Annotated in this window: 20 protein-coding genes and 2 pseudogenes; 4 read left to right on the forward strand and 18 right to left on the reverse strand. The window is 65.9% G+C overall.

Going from position 1 to position 16293, the window contains the following annotated elements:
• The first annotated feature begins 107 nt into the window (after window positions 1-107).
• Both M5C96_RS11305 and M5C96_RS11310 read left to right on the forward strand, forming a co-directional pair.
• A complete protein-coding gene (locus M5C96_RS11305) occupies window positions 108-539 on the forward strand; it encodes an ABA4-like family protein (protein ID WP_272569152.1) in 432 nt (143 codons plus the stop codon).
• Window positions 540-633: 94 nt separating this feature from the next.
• The gene (locus tag M5C96_RS11310; protein WP_272569154.1) at window positions 634-1398 is read left to right on the forward strand and encodes a hypothetical protein; all 765 of its coding nucleotides are present in this window, start codon (window positions 634-636) and stop codon (window positions 1396-1398) included.
• A gap of 70 nt (window positions 1399-1468) precedes the next feature.
• Here the strand turns inward: M5C96_RS11310 and M5C96_RS11315 are convergent, their stop codons facing one another.
• Genes M5C96_RS11315 through prpC form a run of 3 tightly spaced genes read right to left on the reverse strand, consistent with a single transcriptional unit; the run spans window position 1469 to window position 5009 of the window.
• Entirely contained in the window at window positions 1469-2335 is an 867-nt protein-coding gene (locus tag M5C96_RS11315) for an isocitrate lyase/PEP mutase family protein (RefSeq protein WP_272569155.1), read from the reverse strand.
• A 4-nt stretch (window positions 2336-2339) separates the two neighbouring features.
• The gene (locus M5C96_RS11320) at window positions 2340-3791 is read right to left on the reverse strand and encodes a bifunctional 2-methylcitrate dehydratase/aconitate hydratase (protein ID WP_272569157.1); all 1452 of its coding nucleotides are present in this window, start codon (window positions 3789-3791) and stop codon (window positions 2340-2342) included.
• 54 nt (window positions 3792-3845) lie between these two features.
• Window positions 3846-5009, reverse strand: coding sequence for a bifunctional 2-methylcitrate synthase/citrate synthase (gene prpC, locus M5C96_RS11325; protein ID WP_272569159.1), 1164 nt, complete (start codon window positions 5007-5009; stop codon window positions 3846-3848).
• An 85-nt stretch (window positions 5010-5094) separates the two neighbouring features.
• Here prpC and M5C96_RS11330 point away from each other — a divergent pair.
• Window positions 5095-6045 (forward strand): annotated as a pseudogene (locus M5C96_RS11330) (IS5 family transposase).
• An 80-nt stretch (window positions 6046-6125) separates the two neighbouring features.
• Here the strand turns inward: M5C96_RS11330 and M5C96_RS11335 are convergent.
• Window positions 6126-6491: pseudogene (locus M5C96_RS11335) on the reverse strand (acyl-CoA thioesterase); the annotation flags it as partial.
• Between the two features lie 120 nt (window positions 6492-6611).
• On the opposite strand from M5C96_RS11335, the gene M5C96_RS11340 reads away from it, so the two are divergent.
• On the forward strand, window positions 6612-8072 hold the full coding sequence (locus M5C96_RS11340; protein ID WP_272569161.1) for a short-chain fatty acyl-CoA regulator family protein: 1461 nt from the start codon (window positions 6612-6614) through the stop codon (window positions 8070-8072).
• Window positions 8073-8240: 168 nt separating this feature from the next.
• Here the strand turns inward: M5C96_RS11340 and M5C96_RS11345 are convergent, their stop codons facing one another.
• From M5C96_RS11345 to M5C96_RS11410, 14 genes are all read right to left on the reverse strand, one after another.
• The gene (locus M5C96_RS11345; RefSeq protein WP_272569162.1) at window positions 8241-8645 is read right to left on the reverse strand and encodes a Mor transcription activator family protein; all 405 of its coding nucleotides are present in this window, start codon (window positions 8643-8645) and stop codon (window positions 8241-8243) included.
• Window positions 8642-9313 (reverse strand): regulatory protein GemA, encoded by a 672-nt coding sequence (locus M5C96_RS11350; RefSeq protein ID WP_272569163.1) that lies wholly within the window; start codon window positions 9311-9313, stop codon window positions 8642-8644. The genes M5C96_RS11345 and M5C96_RS11350 overlap by 4 nt, the downstream gene beginning before the upstream one ends.
• Window positions 9314-9372: 59 nt before the next feature.
• Window positions 9373-9645 carry an HU family DNA-binding protein gene (locus M5C96_RS11355; RefSeq protein ID WP_272569164.1) on the reverse strand — a complete coding sequence of 91 codons (273 nt, stop codon included), beginning with the start codon at window positions 9643-9645 and terminating at the stop codon, window positions 9373-9375.
• A 135-nt stretch (window positions 9646-9780) separates the two neighbouring features.
• Window positions 9781-10485: a DUF2786 domain-containing protein gene (locus M5C96_RS11360; RefSeq protein ID WP_272569166.1), complete on the reverse strand. Its 705-nt coding sequence runs from the start codon at window positions 10483-10485 to the stop codon at window positions 9781-9783.
• Between the two features lie 66 nt (window positions 10486-10551).
• On the reverse strand, window positions 10552-10917 hold the full coding sequence (locus tag M5C96_RS11365) for a hypothetical protein (protein WP_272569167.1): 366 nt from the start codon (window positions 10915-10917) through the stop codon (window positions 10552-10554).
• Window positions 10914-11543, reverse strand: a complete 630-nt coding sequence (locus M5C96_RS11370; protein WP_272569168.1) for a hypothetical protein — start codon at window positions 11541-11543, stop codon at window positions 10914-10916. Before M5C96_RS11370 ends, M5C96_RS11365 begins: the two co-directional genes overlap by 4 nt.
• Complete coding sequence (locus M5C96_RS11375; protein ID WP_272569170.1) at window positions 11540-11977, reverse strand: hypothetical protein; 438 nt, start codon at window positions 11975-11977, stop codon at window positions 11540-11542. Before M5C96_RS11375 ends, M5C96_RS11370 begins: the two co-directional genes overlap by 4 nt.
• On the reverse strand, window positions 11974-12501 hold the full coding sequence (locus M5C96_RS11380) for a host-nuclease inhibitor Gam family protein (RefSeq protein ID WP_272569172.1): 528 nt from the start codon (window positions 12499-12501) through the stop codon (window positions 11974-11976). Before M5C96_RS11380 ends, M5C96_RS11375 begins: the two co-directional genes overlap by 4 nt.
• A gap of 15 nt (window positions 12502-12516) precedes the next feature.
• On the reverse strand, window positions 12517-12780 hold the full coding sequence (locus M5C96_RS11385) for a hypothetical protein (RefSeq protein ID WP_272569173.1): 264 nt from the start codon (window positions 12778-12780) through the stop codon (window positions 12517-12519).
• 19 nt (window positions 12781-12799) lie between these two features.
• Window positions 12800-13057: a hypothetical protein gene (locus M5C96_RS11390; protein ID WP_272569174.1), complete on the reverse strand. Its 258-nt coding sequence runs from the start codon at window positions 13055-13057 to the stop codon at window positions 12800-12802.
• Complete coding sequence (locus M5C96_RS11395; RefSeq protein WP_272569175.1) at window positions 13057-13284, reverse strand: hypothetical protein; 228 nt, start codon at window positions 13282-13284, stop codon at window positions 13057-13059. Before M5C96_RS11395 ends, M5C96_RS11390 begins: the two co-directional genes overlap by 1 nt.
• A complete protein-coding gene (locus tag M5C96_RS11400; protein WP_272569176.1) occupies window positions 13281-13430 on the reverse strand; it encodes a hypothetical protein in 150 nt (49 codons plus the stop codon). Before M5C96_RS11400 ends, M5C96_RS11395 begins: the two co-directional genes overlap by 4 nt.
• Window positions 13427-14665, reverse strand: coding sequence for an ExeA family protein (locus M5C96_RS11405; protein WP_272569177.1), 1239 nt, complete (start codon window positions 14663-14665; stop codon window positions 13427-13429). Before M5C96_RS11405 ends, M5C96_RS11400 begins: the two co-directional genes overlap by 4 nt.
• An 11-nt stretch (window positions 14666-14676) precedes the next feature.
• Window positions 14677-16263 carry an integrase gene (locus M5C96_RS11410; RefSeq protein WP_272569178.1) on the reverse strand — a complete coding sequence of 529 codons (1587 nt, stop codon included), beginning with the start codon at window positions 16261-16263 and terminating at the stop codon, window positions 14677-14679.
• Window positions 16264-16293 lie beyond the last annotated feature (30 nt).

Here is a 16293-nt window from a genome sequence, read left to right on the forward strand (position 1 = left end):
CCAAAAACGTCAGGCGTGAAAAAACCGAGTTTATCTAGACGATGTAAAAATTAATGTTTACAGTGCCTAGATTCAATGCTTTTAACCGAATCCATCTGAAGCCTGCCATGACACTGGACTCCATTTTTTCAATCTCCTCCGGGCTGGCTCTGCTGGGCTGGATGGTCCTGGTGGTCAGCCCGGTCATGCCCCGATGGTCCAACCGCCTGGCGGCCTGGGTGATTCCCTCGTTGCTTGCCACGCTCTATACAGCGCTCATGCTGGCGCATTTCGCCGCAGCGCAGGGCGGTTTTTCCTCGCTCGATGACGTGGCGCGCCTGTTCACTTCAAGGCCGGTGCTGCTGGCGGGTTGGTTGCATTACCTTGCCTTCGATCTGGCCATCGGTGCGTGGGAAGTGCGGGATGCGCGCCGGCGATCGGTCAGGTTCTGGCTCGTCCTGCCCTGCCTGGCGGCCACCTTTCTGTTCAGCCCGGCCGGCTTTCTCCTGTACCTGATCGTGCGCAGCACCTCGCCACGGCGCCAGACCGAGGCAGGCTGACGTGTCCGATACAAGCACTATGGCTGTCGCTACTGAATTCACCCCGTCTCTGCGACAACCCTGGCGTTCGTCGCTCGCGCAGTGGGATGGCCCAATGGTCCGGCTCGGTGGCGCGCTGCTGGCCGGTCTGCCCGTGCTGATGCTGGCCTGGCTTCTGGACGCCCGGGAATGGCACGGGCTTACGCTGTGGACGAAGCCGATCAAGTTTGCGATCGGCTTTGCCCTCTACCTCATGAGTCTGGGCTGCTTTGCCGCCTTCATCGACCCGGCTTGGCGACAGCGGCGGGTGTTCCGGGTGACTATCTTTGCCGGCCTGTTGGCCATCGCCATGGAGCAGGCCATCATCACCCTGCAGTCGGCGCGGGGCGTGGGCTCGCATTTCAACATCACCACGGCCTTCGACGCGGCGCTTTACAGCGCAATGGGTGCGGGTTCCCTGGTGCTCCTGGCCATGGTGCTGCCCATTGCATGGGGCCTTGCACGCCATCCCGGCACCCGGCCGCTATCTGCGAGCATGCGCCACGCGCTGGTTGCCGGACTGCTGTTGACTTTCGGGCTCACGCTGATCACCGCCGGGACCATGGCGGTGGTGGGAAGCCACCGTGTCGGTGCAGTGCCCGGCACCAACGAGGCGATGGCGTGGATGGGCTGGCTGCGACATGCCGGCGACTTGCGCGTGCCGCATTTCTTCGCCACCCACGCCATGCACGCCGTCCCGCTCGCGGTGCTGATGCTGGGCCCGCTAATGCGGTTAGGCCAGCGCGGCGCCGTTGGCGTGGCTGCGATCTACGGCGCTGTCGTCCTGGCGGTGTTCGTGCAGGCTTTGCAGGGCCATGCGTTTCTTGCGTTCATCGGATAGCGCGCACCATCGGCTTCGAAGGACCGTGCACCCATGGCGCGGGCGAGGGGGAGTCGGCTACCTGGCCGCATCAGACATAGCGCTGCTCCAGGGCGTCCCACGCCGGCTTGCCCACCAGGCGCTGGCGCTCTGCAAAGGGGGCCACCAAGGCCGGGTCTTCGCCGAGGCACTTCGTCTCGCGCAGCACGGTGAGCGCCTTTTGCATGCCGGCCACCGCGCCCTGCAGCGCTGCGTTGGCATACAGCACGATGCCGTAACCCAATTGGCCCAGCTCCTCGGCCCCAACGATGGGCGTGCGCCCGCCGATCACCATGTTCATGAGCTGGGGCTTGGCCAGGCGCCCGGGCAGCGCGCGAATGTCCTCGGCCGTCGTGACGGCCTCGACGAACAGAAGATCGGCCCCGGCTTGAGCGAAGCGCTCGGCACGCTCGATGGCCGCCTCCAGGCCCAGCGTCGCGGCCGCGTCGGTGCGCGCCATGATGAGCAGGTCGGGATCGGTGCGCGCATCCACCGCCGCCTTGATCTTGCCGACGGCCTCTTCGCAGGCGATCACCTCCTTGCCGGCAAAGTGCCCGCAGCGCTTGGGCGCGACCTGGTCTTCGAGCTGGATGCAATCGGCGCCGGCCCGTTCCAGCACGCGCACGGTGTGCCGCACGTTGAGTGCGTTGCCGAAGCCCGTGTCGGCATCGACGATCAGGGGCAGGGTGACCGCGTCGCGGATGCGCGCCGTGTGGTCGGCGATCTCGTGCAGGCCCATGAAGCCCTGGTCCGGCAGGCCGAACCACATGTTGGTCACACCGGCACCGGTGACGTAGAGCGCTTCGAAGCCCAGGTCTTCGACGACCCGGGCCGACAGCGCATTGAAGGCGCCCGGCACCAGCACGCCGCGGCGGGCCTCCACCAGTGCGCGCAGGTGTTTGCGTGGGTTGTGGGCCATGGCGTCAGATCACGTAGAGGTCGATGTATTCATGCACCGGCAGCGCCTCCAGCGTCTGCGCATCGAGCGAGACCGCCAGGATCGCGTCCTGCTGCTTCGGGGGGAAGCTGCGCGCGAGATTGCGGCGGAACTTGGCCTCCAGCAATGGAATGCCTTCGGCGCGCCGACGCCGGTGGCCGATGGGGTATTCGACCGCCACTTCGGGCAGGGCGCTGCCGTCGTTGAACACTACGGTCAGCGCATTGGCGATGCTGCGCTTTTCCGGGTCGTGGTAATCGGCGGTGTAGCGGGGGTCTTCCACGCAATGGATCTTGGCGCGCAGCGCGTCGATGCGCGGATTGGCCGCCACGCCGGCTTCGTAGTCGGCCGCGGTGAGCCGGCCGAAAATCAGCGGCACCGCCACCATGTACTGGATGCAGTGGTCGCGGTCCGCCTCGTTGTTCAGCGGGCCCTGCTTGTCGATGATGCGGATGCAGGCCGCGTGCGTGCGGATGGTGATGCGCTGCACGTCGTCCACGGTCTTGCCTGCGTCCCGCAATTGCTGGTGCAACGCCATGGCGGCTTCTACCGCGGTCTGGCTGTGGAACTCGGCCGGAAAGCTGATCTTGAACAGCACGTTCTCCGCCACATAACTGCCGTAGGGGCGCTGGAAGCGGAACGGCTGGCCCTTGAAGGACACGTCGTAGAAGCCCCAGGTTTTCGCGGTCAGTGCCGAGGGGCAGCCCATCTCCCCGGTCTGCGCGATCAGCGCCAGGCGCACGGCACGGCTGGTGGCGTCACCTGCCGCCCAGCTCTTTCGGCTGCCTGCGTTGGGCGCGTGGCGGTAGGTGCGCAGGCTTTGTCCATCGACCCAGGCCAGCGACACGGCGGCCAGCGTCTCATCGCGCGACAGGCCCAGCAATTGGGAGACGACCGCGGTCGATGCCACCTTGACCAGCACCACATGGTCGAGCCCGACCTGGTTGAAGGCGTTTTCCAGCGCGATGACGCCCTGGATCTCGTGGGCCTTGACGATGGCGGTGAGCACATCGTGCATCACCAGCGGTGGCTTGCCCGCCGCCACGGCGGTGCGGCTGAGCCAGTCGGCCACGGCCAGGATGCCGCCCAGGTTGTCCGACGGATGGCCCCATTCGGCGGCCAGCCAGGTGTCATTGAAGTCGAGCCAGCGGATCAGCGCACCGATGTTGAACGCGGCCTGCACCGGGTCGAGCTGGAACGGGGTGCCCGGCACCTTGGCGCCATGGGGTACCGACGTGCCCTTGACGATGGGACCGATGAGCTTGCGCGCCGCGGGGTATTCCAGCGCCTCCAACCCGCAGCCCAGGGTGTCGATGAGGATGTGGCGGGCGGTGGTGAGCGCGAGGTCCGAGGTCACCTCGTAGCGGAGCGCGTAGTCGACGATATCGACGATGACCTGGTCGTATTCGGGGCGGATGTTACTGATGGGCGCGGACATGGGGCAGGGTGTCAGTGGTGTTGAACAAAGAAGGGGGGATGCGCCGATGCGGCTTCAAGTGCGGTCCGCCAGCGCGACGAAGGCCTGGTCTTCGGGCCCGGTGTAATTCGCGCTGGGCCGGATGATCTTGTTGTCGATGCGCTGCTCGATCACGTGCGCGGCCCAGCCGCTGGTGCGGGCGATGACGAACAGGGGCGTGAACATGGCCGTGGGCACGCCCATCATGTGGTAGCTCACGGCGCTGAACCAGTCCAGGTTGGGGAACATGTTCTTGGCCTCGCGCATCACGGCCTCCAGCCGTTCGGCGATGTCGAACATGCGGGTCGATCCCGCCTCCTGCGACAGGGTTTTGGCCACGCCCTTGATGACCGCGTTGCGCGGATCGCTCACGGTGTAGACCGGGTGCCCGAAACCGATCACCACCTCCTTGGCCTCGACGCGGCGGCGGATGTCGGCCTCGGCCTCGTCGGGGTTGTCGTAGCGCTTCTGGATCTCGAAGGCCACCTCGTTGGCGCCGCCGTGCTTGGGGCCGCGCAGCGCGCCGATGGCGCCCGAGATCGACGAATACAGGTCGCTGCCGGTGCCGGCGATGACGCGCGCGGTGAAGGTGGAGGCATTGAACTCGTGCTCGGCATACAGGTTGAGCGAGGTGTGCATGGCGCGCTCCCAGCTCGCCGGCGGCTTGCGGCCATGCAGCAGGTGCAGGAAGTGCGCGCCGATGGAGTCGTCATCGGTTTCGACATCGATGCGCCGGCCCTGGGTGGACCAGTGGTACCAGTACAGCAGCATCGAGCCGAGCGATGCCAGCAGCCGGTCGGCGATGTCGCGCGCGCCGGACGTGGGATGTTCGTCCTTTTCGGGCAGGGTGCAGCCCAGCGCCGACACGCCGGTGCGCATCACGTCCATCGGGTGGGCATGCGCGGGGATCTGCTCCAGCGCCGACTTGACGCTGGCCGGCACCTCGCGCATCGCCCGGAGCCGGGCCTTGTAGGCGCGCAGCTCCGCGGTGGTCGGCAGCTTGCCGTGCACCAGCAGGTGGGCGATTTCCTCGAACTCGCAGACCTCGGCGATGTCGAGGGTGTCGTAGCCGCGGTAGTGCAGGTCGTTGCCGGTCCGCCCGACGGAGCACAGCGCCGTGTTGCCGGCCGTGACGCCGGACAGCGCCACGGATTTCTTGAAACGGGCGCCCTGGGGCGCGGTGGGGGTCGCGAGGGTCATGCGATTTCCTTTGCAAAGGGGAGGGGATCGTTGGGCAATGGCTTTGTTGCACAAATCGCGATGCTGATGCCCGTAGACTGACTGCGTGACAGAGACGAAGAACAGGCAGCGGAGCAAGTACCGCACGACGAACTGGAAGGCGTACAACGCGGCGCTGAAAGCGCGAGGCTCGTTGACGATGTGGCTAGATGAGGGCATGCAGTGGTTTGGCACGCCGACCGGCAGGCGTGGACGCAGCCGAACCTTCTCGGACGCAGCAATCCAGTTCTGCCTGAGCATCAAGTGCCTGTTCGGCCAGCCCTTGCGACAGGCGCTGGGCATGGTGCAGAGCCTGCTGCGGCTGGCAAAGCTGGACTGGCCGGTACCTGACTTCAGCACTGTTTGCCGGCGCCAAAAGACCTTGCAGGTCGAACTGAGCTACCAGCGAACCAACTCGCCGCTGCAGTTGCTGGTGGACAGCACCGGCATCAAGTTCCTGGGCGAAGGAGAGTGAAAACGCAAGAAGCATGGTGCTGAATACCGGCGCGAATGGCGCAAGGTCCATCTGGGCATCGACGCGCAGACGCTGGAAATACGCGCCATCGAGGTGACCAGCAACGCCATTGGGGATGCGCCGATGTTGCCCGGGTTGCTGGCTCAGATTCCCACTGACGAATCCATCGAAAGCGTCAGTGCCGATGGCGCCTACGACACGCGCGCCTGCCTGGACGCCATTGCCGAGCGGCACGCGATGGCGGTGATCCCGCCCCGCAAGAACGCCAGCCATTGGAAGAAGTCGAGTCCGGGCTCGGCGCATCGTAATGAGGCCATTCGGGCGTGCCAGCGCCTGGGTCGCGGCATTTGGAAGAAGTGGAGCGGCTACCACCGGCGCAGCCTTGTGGAGACGAAGATGCACTGCTTCAAGCGACTGGGCGAACGGGTGATCGCGCGCACGTTCGACCGCCAGGTTGTGGAGCTGCATGTCCGCGTGGCCTTGCTCAATCGGTTCAGTCAGATCGGCCGTCCTCACACCGTGTCGGTGACTGCTGTGGCATAGGTCCGTCTGGGGTTGGGGTCATGCCGTCTGCAATTCGATTTGTGCAACAGCGCCTTGGGCAATGCGGCATCGGAGCGGGGGATGGGTGCTGGGCGCCCGGCGGCGTCCACCGCCACCATTTCGAACACGCCCCGAAGCACCTCCTGCTGCGGCCCACCCAGGGCCTGCGCCAGGCCGGTCACGCAGACGGTCATCGAACTGCGGCCGACCCGGCTCACGCGGGCCTGCAGCGTGAGCACTTGGCCCACCGGGACGGGCGACACGAAGTCGATGCCGGCCACGCCGGCCATCACCACATCCCGCTGGACCGCGCTGCGTCCCACGAGGAACGCCGCTTTGGCCATGGATTGCAGGGCATGGCCTGCGAACAGCGTGCCGTGGTGGTTCGCCTGGCTGGGAAAGACGATGTCCTGGAACGCGAAGAGGGGGCCGCTGGGGGTTGTCATGCTTCGCAATCTACGCACAATGAAGGCATTGATAAAGCACTGAAAAGGCGAAGATTTGCGAATGAAAAACAGCCAGTTTGCAAATTCTGCGAATCTTTCTTCTGGGTGGCGGGCGACGCGATGAAGAAAACCTTCATGGGGGTGCGCCTGCGCAAGCTGCGCGCCGAGCGTGGCCTGTCGCAGATCGCCATGGCGCAGGCGCTGGGCCTGTCGCCCAGCTACCTGAACCAGCTGGAGCAGAACCAACGGCCGCTCACCGTGGCCGTGTTGCTCAAGGTCAGCCGCACGCTCGGGGTGGACGTGCAGCAGTTCTCCGAAGACGAAGAGGCGCGCATGGTGGCGGGCTTGCAGGAGGCGCTGGCGGACAACCCCGGGGGCGAGTCGGTCGCGCTGCCAGAGCTTCGGGAGATTGCCTCGCAGATGCCGGCCGTGGGCCGCGCGCTGCTGGCGCTGCACCGGCGCCACCTCGAAGCGACGCAGCGGCTGGAGGCACTCGCCGTGCGCCTGGGCGACGGCCGGGGAGAAGGGCCGGACACCGGCCATGCCCCCCTTGCACCCGTGCAGCCCATGGCCTTCGAGCGCGTGCGTGACTTCTTCCTCTCGCACCAGAACTACCTGGATTCCATCGACCGCGCCGCCGAGCAACTGGCCGCCGAGGCGCAGGCCGAGGGCGGTCTGCTGTCCGACTGGCTGGCGCGGCGCCTGCAACAGCAGCACGGCGTGCGCACCGTGCCATCGCAGGACAACATGGGCACGCACCTGCGCAGCTATGACCCGGGCAGCAAGGTGCTGCGGCTGTCCCCGTCGCTCGACCCCGGCCAGATCGCGTTCCAGCTGGGCACGCAGTGGGCGCTGCTGGCGCATTCAACGCTGCTTGATGCGCTGGTGGACCTGCCGGAATTCCGGCACGACCCGCAGGCGCGCGCACTCGGGCGCATCGGCCTGGCCAACTACTTCGCTGGTGCCTTGCTGCTGCCCTACGCCGTGTTTCTGCAGGCCGCCGAAACCACGCGCTACGACATCGACCGCCTGGCGCGGCGCTTCGGAGTGGGCTTCGAGACCATCTGCCACCGGCTCAGCACGCTGCAGCGGCCCGGCGCGCCGGGCGTGCCGTTCTTCTTCATCCGCGTGGACCGGGCCGGCAACATCTCCAAGCGCCAGTCCGCCACCCATTTCCATTTTTCGAAGACGGGTGGCACCTGCCCGCTGTGGAACGTGTACGAGGCGTTTTCGCAGCCCGGCAAGATCCTGCCGCAACTGGCGCGCATGCCGGACGGACGCAGCTACCTCTGGATCGCCCGGACGGTCTCCACGGGCCAAGGCGGCTTCGGCGCGCCGAGCAAGACCTTTGCGGTGGCCCTGGGCTGCGACATCCGCCATGCGCCCCGGCTGGTCTATTCGCGTGGCATGGACCTGGACGATCCTGAGATCGCCACGCCCATCGGAATGGGCTGCAAGGTGTGCGAACGCATCGGCTGTCCGCAACGGGCCTTCCCATTCTTGGGCCGGCCGCTGGATGTGAGCGAGAACGAAAGCCGCTTCACCCCGTACCCGGCAGGGGACACGGCGGGCCGTGGGTAGCCGTGCGCCGTGGCGCCGGCGGATGAGCGCATCGGCGAACATGGTGAGGGGAGTTGAGATAAACCCAGCCCTCGGTGTGCGAAAAATCGAGATTTAGGGGGATGAGGCGAAACTAACCGAAACGGGCCGCTGAAATCGCATTGCAACCCGTGTAACCCGCCGGTGGGGTCAATCGAGCCCTGATTCGGGGTCGGGATGCCCAAGCATATCGAGTTGGCCTGGGGCTGCAATCGCTTTGCGCTGCTCTTTGATCCGCGCATTGATCCTGGCAATCAGCTTGCGCATGCCGCGCGGGGTCATATTGAATCGGCGGGCCAACTGGTCGTGATTGTCGCCTCTAAAGAGGCTCCAAACCTCTAGTTCTTTGAGCGTGAGCTTGTAGCACGCATCCTTCGGGAACGACACCACTTGGCCCGCCCAATAGGTGCTCAGGTAGTCAACCAGATAAGCGGCCACCAAACCTGCCGCCTCTGCAGGCACGCCAACATCAACCAGTTGGCGCTCGACTACGTCCAGCATCTCCGCTAGCAATTCGTGTCGCTTCAGCAGCGCCCGAGAGACGTCAAGACTCACTGCACGACCTCCTGCCGGGGCAGCGCGGCCAGATCAGCCGCTACAGGCCGCTCCAGAGCCGCCATGAGGCATTCCCAAGCCCACCAGTGCATATCGAAGCCCTCGCCACGGTTCAGATAGCGCTGCGCCTGCAATGCCAGATCAGCACGCGCCGGAGACAGGGGCGAAGCACGATGTGCCGCGATGACTTCATCGCGCAGTGCGGCCACGGCAGCAGGTAGGCAGCGCATGGCCCATTTCTTCAGGGTCTCGATGAGCTTCTCGACCCTGTCGCCACGCGCCCAGCGCAGATCATCGACCTTGACCGTGCGGCGCACGTAGGCGGCCAGGGCCTGCTCGGACGGATCGCTGACCGCACCGAGTGCATGCAGGAAGAGCCACAGCGCGCGTACTTTGGACGCGTCCGGGTTGACCACCATCGGGCGCGAGCCGGCCGGCTTGCGCACTTTGAAACCGGCGCGCTTGAGGCGCTCCAGTGCCGCCTTGAGGTCCGCGTAGCTCATCGCGGCCGCCGAATCGTGACGCCCACCCGAAGCCGCGCGCAGGATGTCACGGTAGCCCGGCTCGTCCAGCGTTCCCGCGCGCTCCAGGTCACGCCGTGCCACGTGAACCAGCTTGATGAGGCGGACGCGGCCGGCATCGGCGGAAGGTTTTTGCTTTGTCGTCATGGCTTGGGTCCAGGTGGCTCACCACTGCCCCCAGCGGGGGCAGCAGAAAGCCGGCTGGCTCAGTTCAGCGCATCCTTCAGCGGCTTGCCCGCGGTGAACTTCGGTGCCTTGCTGGCCTTGATCTTGATGGCCTCGCCCGTCTTCGGATTGCGCCCCGTGCGTGCCGCTCGCTTGGTCACCGAGAACGCGCCGAAGCCCACCAAGGACACGCTGCCGCCCTGTTGCAACGTGTTCCGGATGGATGCCAATGCAGCGTCCAGGGCGGCGCCCGCAGCCACTTTGGTAATGCCGGCCTGGTCGGCCATGTGTTCGATCAATTCAGACTTGTTCATTCGCTTCTTTCGAGGGTTGGAGAATCCCGGTGAACGGCACCGGGGACCGGATTGGTCAGCGAACTGGAACGCCCCGACCTGCGGCAGTTGCGGCCTTGTCAAGGCCGTGGCACACACCGCTTGCCACGTCTTTCTTTAGGACGGCAGCAGTGGCTGCGCTGCGCGCCCCTCCATGCCCCGGGCCAGTTCGGCCGCGCGACCCGCTTGCAGGCCCCGATGCCAGTCGTTGTCCGTGACGTTCCTTCCCTTCACGCGGCTGCCGACGTCAGCGGGTTGCATGTCGGGGTGGCGCTGCTCCATGTACTGGGCTGTCAGCGCAATGTCGCGTTCATTGCCAACCAGGGGATACAGCTTGTCCTGCACCCCGGAAAGCCAGCCTTCGGCGTACAGGTCGCCGCGGGCCACCTTCGTGCTGGCCTTGCAGTTCTTGCTCTGCAGGCCGATGTATCGACGGCGATCCCGCGCACACTGACGGGTCAGCACCTCGAAGGCATAGCCCGCGACCTCGGGCGCCGGACCGACGCCGACGAAGACGTAAAAGCGTTGTTGGCGGACCTGTAGGCTATTTCCAAACTTGGGACGCTGGATCGTGAAGGTGTGGCATCCGAACGCCTGCGCCACCATCCAGGCCAGGGACAGCTCCCACCGCACCATGGGCGCGTTCTGCGCAGGCTGGCGGACCTCGGAGACGTCGGCCAGCGTCACGTCCATCTCGGTGAGGCCGTATTGCGCCATGAGCTTTTGTGCCTGGCGCAGCGCGGCGGCGGCTTCGTGCGGCTCTGGGCTGGCGGCCAGCGCCAGGCACTTCCTGATCTTGTCGAGTGCTTCGTCGCGGGTCATGCAGCACCGCCTTCCTTGCGCACGATGCGGACCAAGGGGTAGCGAATGCTGTCGGTTGAGCTCGCATCACCAGGGGTCTTGTAACGCAGCGTGCCGCCCAACCACCAGCTTCTCGTGATCGATGACCACGTTGCCGCACCATATCGACGCCTGGAAGGGCTCGCACCCGATCACCGTGCCATTTGCATCAAGTTCCCAGCGGAGGAAGTCCTGGCCGTGGTCCTCAAAGGCCACCACCGTAGCCACCCTGTCCAGATGGCGGATGCGGCGATGCACAGCGCTCGCCACGGTCTTCTGCAGGCCAGGCACGAGCAGCGCCGCGTCGCACTGAGCCCGTTCAAAAGAGCCCACAAGGCGCAGGCGGTCGTCCGCCGTGACGTGATAGGTCGGCACGCCGTCATAAGCGCCGGCCTTGAAAGGGTTGTTGGTCATTCGGTCCTCCAAACCCGGATTCCGGTGTCGAGCGTGCGGGTCGTGAGGGTCTTGCCCGTCGCGTCCTTGTAGGCCTTCACGGCGGTGCTGATCGAAGACCGGGCGGCATAGGGAACGAGGAACGAATCGCCCGGTTCCAGCTTTTCCAGCAGCGGCGACCAGTCCATGACCTTCACGCCCGATGGCAGGGGCACGCCCTTCTCAATGGGCACTGTCCGCGCATCCATCGTGAAGCGCGGGGCCGGCTTCCTGCGTTGCGGGGTTGGAGCGGTGGTTGCAGGGGGCGGAGTGGTGGCTTCGGCACGGCGCGCAGCACTACCTTCCGCCGATGTCTTGCCCTTTCGCTCCAGCCAGCCATGGAACCCGCCGCCAGGTGCGGCCGTCATCGCCTGCGGTCCCTTCTGGCCTGCCCGATACACCAGTTCCCCGGCCTCCAGGTCCTCGGCCCGCGTCAGCAAGCCAGCCTGCACGGCGGGGCCGAGCAGCGTGTGGACGTTGCGGCGGTCGCAATCGCACTTGGCTGCGATCAGATCAGCGTCGAGCTGGTGATCGCGGTGAGCGTGCAGGAACTGGACGATCTTCCAAGCGACAGAGTTTTCGCGCGGGGTGTAGTCAGTAGCGCTCATGCTGCACCGCCTTCCTTGACCTCGCCTTGGGTGAGCTCCTGCCGCACCTGCAGCAGGCGTTGCGTGAGCAGGCCGAGCTTGGACTCGCGGCCCCAGTCGCCGGGCCGGCCTGCGTACCTGAGCATCGGGTCCAGCACGTTGATCCATCTGGCGCGCTCTTCGATGGAGAGTCGGCTGGTGGCCAGTGGCAAGCCCTCGAAGCCAAGGGGAGCCTTTTCAGTGGTCTTCAGGCCCCGGATGCCCTCGGCAATCTCTGCCAGCTCGGCGCTGTACTCTTCCCTGGCCTGCGCGTGTGGCCCGGTACCGTACTCGAAGGTCCCGGTGTCGGGGTCGGTGTGGCCATGCTCGGCGTCGTATTTAGAGCGCCGCTGATCCACCCAGCGTGCGGCAGCTTCGAGACCAGGGGTCAGTTCGGAGGTGGTGGGCGTGCTCATTGCGCCACCTCGGCCGCAGCCTCGAACGGCGTGACGATGAAGTCCTCGACGCCCGTCACGATGTTGATGCCGGCAATGCCACGCACCGCTTCAGGCTCGTTCAGCATCGCCTCTTTGTTGGGCTCGTTCTTGACTCGCACGAAGCGGCCCAGGCCCATGCGCAGCAGCGTGTCCAGCACGGTGTCCACGCCTCGGATGGACACGCTGGGCGGGCGCTGCCGCCAACTCACTTCCCCGGTGACCAGGTTGGCCGTCTTGCCCAGCTTGTCGGCCTCGCCGCACAACTCGACCCGGTGCGCTTCGCACCAGGCCTGGACGCCCGCCTGCAGGGCCTCGACCCGTTGCGCCAGATCGGACAGCGCGGGCTGGTGCTGCTGGGTGATCGCCGCAATGGCGTCGTTCATGGTGGCGCGCTCGCGCTCGAACTGGCGCTGCAGGTCACCGATCAGGCGGATGGATTCGGCGCAATCGTTCTTGCTCTGGGGCACTGCGGCCAGGGTCTTGGATTTGATTCGGGTGGCCATGGTGGCTCCTTTCTTTCAATGAACGGCGTTGCAGCCGGGGATGGGGGTGGCGGTCGAGGCTTGGAGCATCTCGCCGGCAAGCTGGCCCAGGGTCATGGCGCACACGCCGATGCCGTGGGGCGACAGTGACTGCACATGGATGCGATAGAGCATTACCAGGGCCTCCAGGACCACCACGGTGCGCGGCGGCTCCGGCTGGCGCAGCACGCAGTCGATGATTTGGGTTGCGAGGGCCCCTGCTTCGTTCTGCAGGTCGGCCGTTGTGAATTCTTTGGGCATAGGTTTTCCTGTCAGAGAGTCAGTGCCGCGGAGGAACGGCGATGCCAGAGGCCAGGGCCTTGGCGATCGACTCCACGGTGCGCAGCAGCACCTCGGGGGTTTCGTGCAGCCGCCCCGTTTGCTGGGCAACCGTGAGGTAGGTGGCGAGCAGTGCGTCCAGCGTGATATGCACCAGCTCCTTTTTTTCCGCGAGGCATTGCTGGATGGACAGGGACAGCACCATCACGCGCTCATGCGCCTCGGCGCGGTCGATTTCGATGGTCGTGACTTCGGTCATCAGAGCAGCCCTCCACTGATGCGGCGGGCCGGCAGCCGGTCCAGCTCGGGCTGGATGCCCAAGCACATTTGCTGGCCCACGGCCATGCCCTGCAGATGCACGCGGTCCATGCGGGCTTCCAGCGTGACGATCTCGGTCACGGCGATCTGCAGCGCAGAGGTCAGCAAGATGACCAGCGCGGCCAGCACCACCACCAGGGGCACACGGGGATAGCGGCGCGTCTTCATGCGGCCTCCCTGCGCGGCACAGCGGACACCACGCCATCCAGGCACAGCGCCGCGTCGATAGCTTCCCAGTCGGTGCAGAAGATGCCTCGCATCCGGCCGCAACTGCCGTCGTCCATCGTGATCAAGACAAGGTAGGACTTCATCATTTCCCCCTCGCTGCCGCCAGAATCAGCGGCGCCGACACCTTGGGGGCGCCGATCTTCACGGCTTCGTTCATCGCCAGCGTGACGAGGTTGTTCACGGCCAGCGGATGGCACAGCGACTTCTCCCGCACCTCGCGCTGGCCGCGATGGGTGCGCGTCTCGGAGATGCGCAGTGCATCGCGGATGGCATCGATCGCGCTCGGCTCCAGCACCGAGGCCATGTCCACATCGGCCCGCGTGAACTTGTGCTGCAGGTAGGCGTGCACATGGTTGTCCAGGGCCGGCAAGTGGATCAGTTCGCAGCGCTGCACCACTTCGCGCACTTCGGGGTCGTTCTCGCTGAGCTTTTCTTCCAGCTCCGTTTGGCCGATCAGCATGATCGCAAGCAGCTTCTTGAAGCCGTCCTCCAGCTCGTAGAAGCGCTTCAGGCACTTGATGGTGGGCTTGGCCAGGGCATGGGCCTCTTCGATGATGACGACGTGCTTGCGCCCCACCTGGGATGCGCCCTGCAGGACGCGCTTCATCTGGTCGCTGCGGTCGTCCAGGCGCTGGCGCAGCGCCGTGCCGGGTGCCACGTTGCGGATCACCGACGCCACGATGTCAGCGGCCTTCAGCGGCGTGCCGTCGCGTTCGTTGGCGGCCATGCCCAGCACGAAAGGCTCGATCACCGTGATCGGCTCGCCCGTGTCGGCGATCCACTGGTTCAGGTCTTTGCGCAAGATGCTCTTGCCGCCGCCCGACTCGGCCACCACGGCCAGCATGCCGCCGTACTTGGCGGTTTGGCGCATGGCGCTGCGCACGTAGCGGATTTCGTCAGTCACGAACACATCGCCCTCGTCGCGCATTTCATCGACGAAGGGGTCGCGCGGAATCTTGAAGTGGCGCCGCGCGTCCGGGGTCAGTTTGTAGTGCCGTAGTAGCATGAAGGGGTCCTCTCCTTGGGTAGTGCCTGGCTGGGGGCCGGAGTGAGTGGCTTGCGCCATCGCCTGCAGCTCCGCGTTGGCGCGCGGGGCTGTAGGTGCTTCGTCGAACGTCGCTGCCACCATTTCCGGGGAGGCGCCGCACGCCGTGAGGTATTGGCGAATGCGCTCCTTGAGCGCGGCTTCGCCCCCGCAGGCCTTGGGCCAGCGGTCGTAATTGATAGCCAGTGAAATCGTCGCGGTGCTGACGCCGGTGTGGCGGGCACAATCAGCCGCCGAGCGCCCCACCGCGGCCAGGTCGGCGCGAAGGTTCAACATCGCTGCCACCATCACACTGCCCTCAGCCCGCCAGCGGCGCGCATGGGTTGCGGTGCTTCATCCAGGCCGGCGTATTGCGCGATCAGCGCATCCACCTGGTCTTCCGGCACGCCGGCCTCGTAGCGCTTCATGAAGAAGGCGTTTTCTTCGGGCGCCAGATGGCGGCCGATGGCCTTGACGATGCGCAGCATCGCGGTCACCGGGTCGAGCAGTTCGGGCCCTGCCGGGGCGGCGTGTGCCGGCGTGGCGATCTCGGCGCCCTGCCGTGGCAGGTAGGCCGGCAGTGCCACGTCCTTGAGGTAGCCGTGGGCGTTGAGCTGACCGCCGAAAGGCGTGGCGCGCTTGGCGCGGGCTGCTTTGACTTCGTCCACCGACAGGCCGGGATATGCCGCCTCGTCCATCGAGGTCGCCGCATGCTCGGCGCCGGTCTTGGTCGTGCGCTTGTACTCGGCGCCGATCTCGGCGGCATCGGCGGCTTGGCCGAACTCGTCGAAGTCCACCGACGGCTCCACCCGGTACAGCAAGGGCTCGCCGTTGTAGCGCTCCACTTGCACCTGCACCGCGCAGTCGCCATAGATGAGGCCGCGCACCAGTACGCTGTCGCCCGCATTGATGCCGTCCAAGCCGCGCAGGCTGTAGGGCAGCGTCCGGCCAGCCGAAGGGTGGCGGAAGGTGATGGACAGATCGCCGCGCACTTGGCGCGCATCCTCCTTGCTGCGCATGAAAGCCTGGCACACCTCGACAGGCGGTAGCACACGCAACTGATCAGCAGCGATAAGCTGCCAGAGGTCATACCTTGCGGTCGGCGCCGTCAGGCCGGCGCGGCGCAGGCGCGTGTCCTGGCCGGGGATCAGGTTCGCGCAATAGGCGTTGGCCCAGGCGGAGGCCGCAGCGTTGAGCTGCTCGACGTTCTCCACCGGCTGAAACCGCAACCGGCTCTCGAACTGCGTCTCCACGATGTTGTTGCCGTTCTCCACCCCGCCTTTGGCGCGGCTGTTGCCGGCCGCGTGGGTCAGGTGGGTAACGTTCAACGCGCTCAGCAGCGACTGGATCGCCGTCGCCTTGTTGGCGCTGCCCTTGTCCCACAGCAGAAACTGCGGCACTCCGTGGAACGGGCGACCTGGCTGCACACCCCATGCGAACATCAGGAAGCGGAACAGGTTGTGCTGGTCCTCGCCGAGGGCTTCGGTGTACCAGGGCACCACGGTGGCGCTGGCCTTGTCGTAGCACACGTACCGATAGCACTTGAACTTGAGCTTGGCGATCTTGTCCAGCTTGTTCTTGTAGAACTCATCGTCGCGGATGATGTATTGCCGCCCTTTGAGGTAGTACACCAGGCACAGAGAGGGGTCGATCTGGTGGGTGTGATTGGGGTATGGGGCGCGCAGCGCCTGCACCGGATCGGCCACCCGCTGCGCGGCCACATTCAGCTTGCGGTCGCGCATCAAGCGGTTCAGTTGGCCGTTGCTCACGCCGAAAGCCACGCCGTTTTGCTCCAGCATGCCGCGTGCCGTGGTGGTGAACAGGGTTTGCTTGCCGTTCTCCCGCACGGCTTCACGCTGCGCAGCGCCCAGGGTGACCAGCGCCTCGGCCGTCACGCTGGTGGAACCTTTGTCGGATCGCGCCTT

The sequence above is a fragment of the Acidovorax sp. GBBC 1281 genome (assembly GCF_028473645.1).
Taxonomy (GTDB): Bacteria; Pseudomonadota; Gammaproteobacteria; order Burkholderiales; family Burkholderiaceae_C; genus Paracidovorax.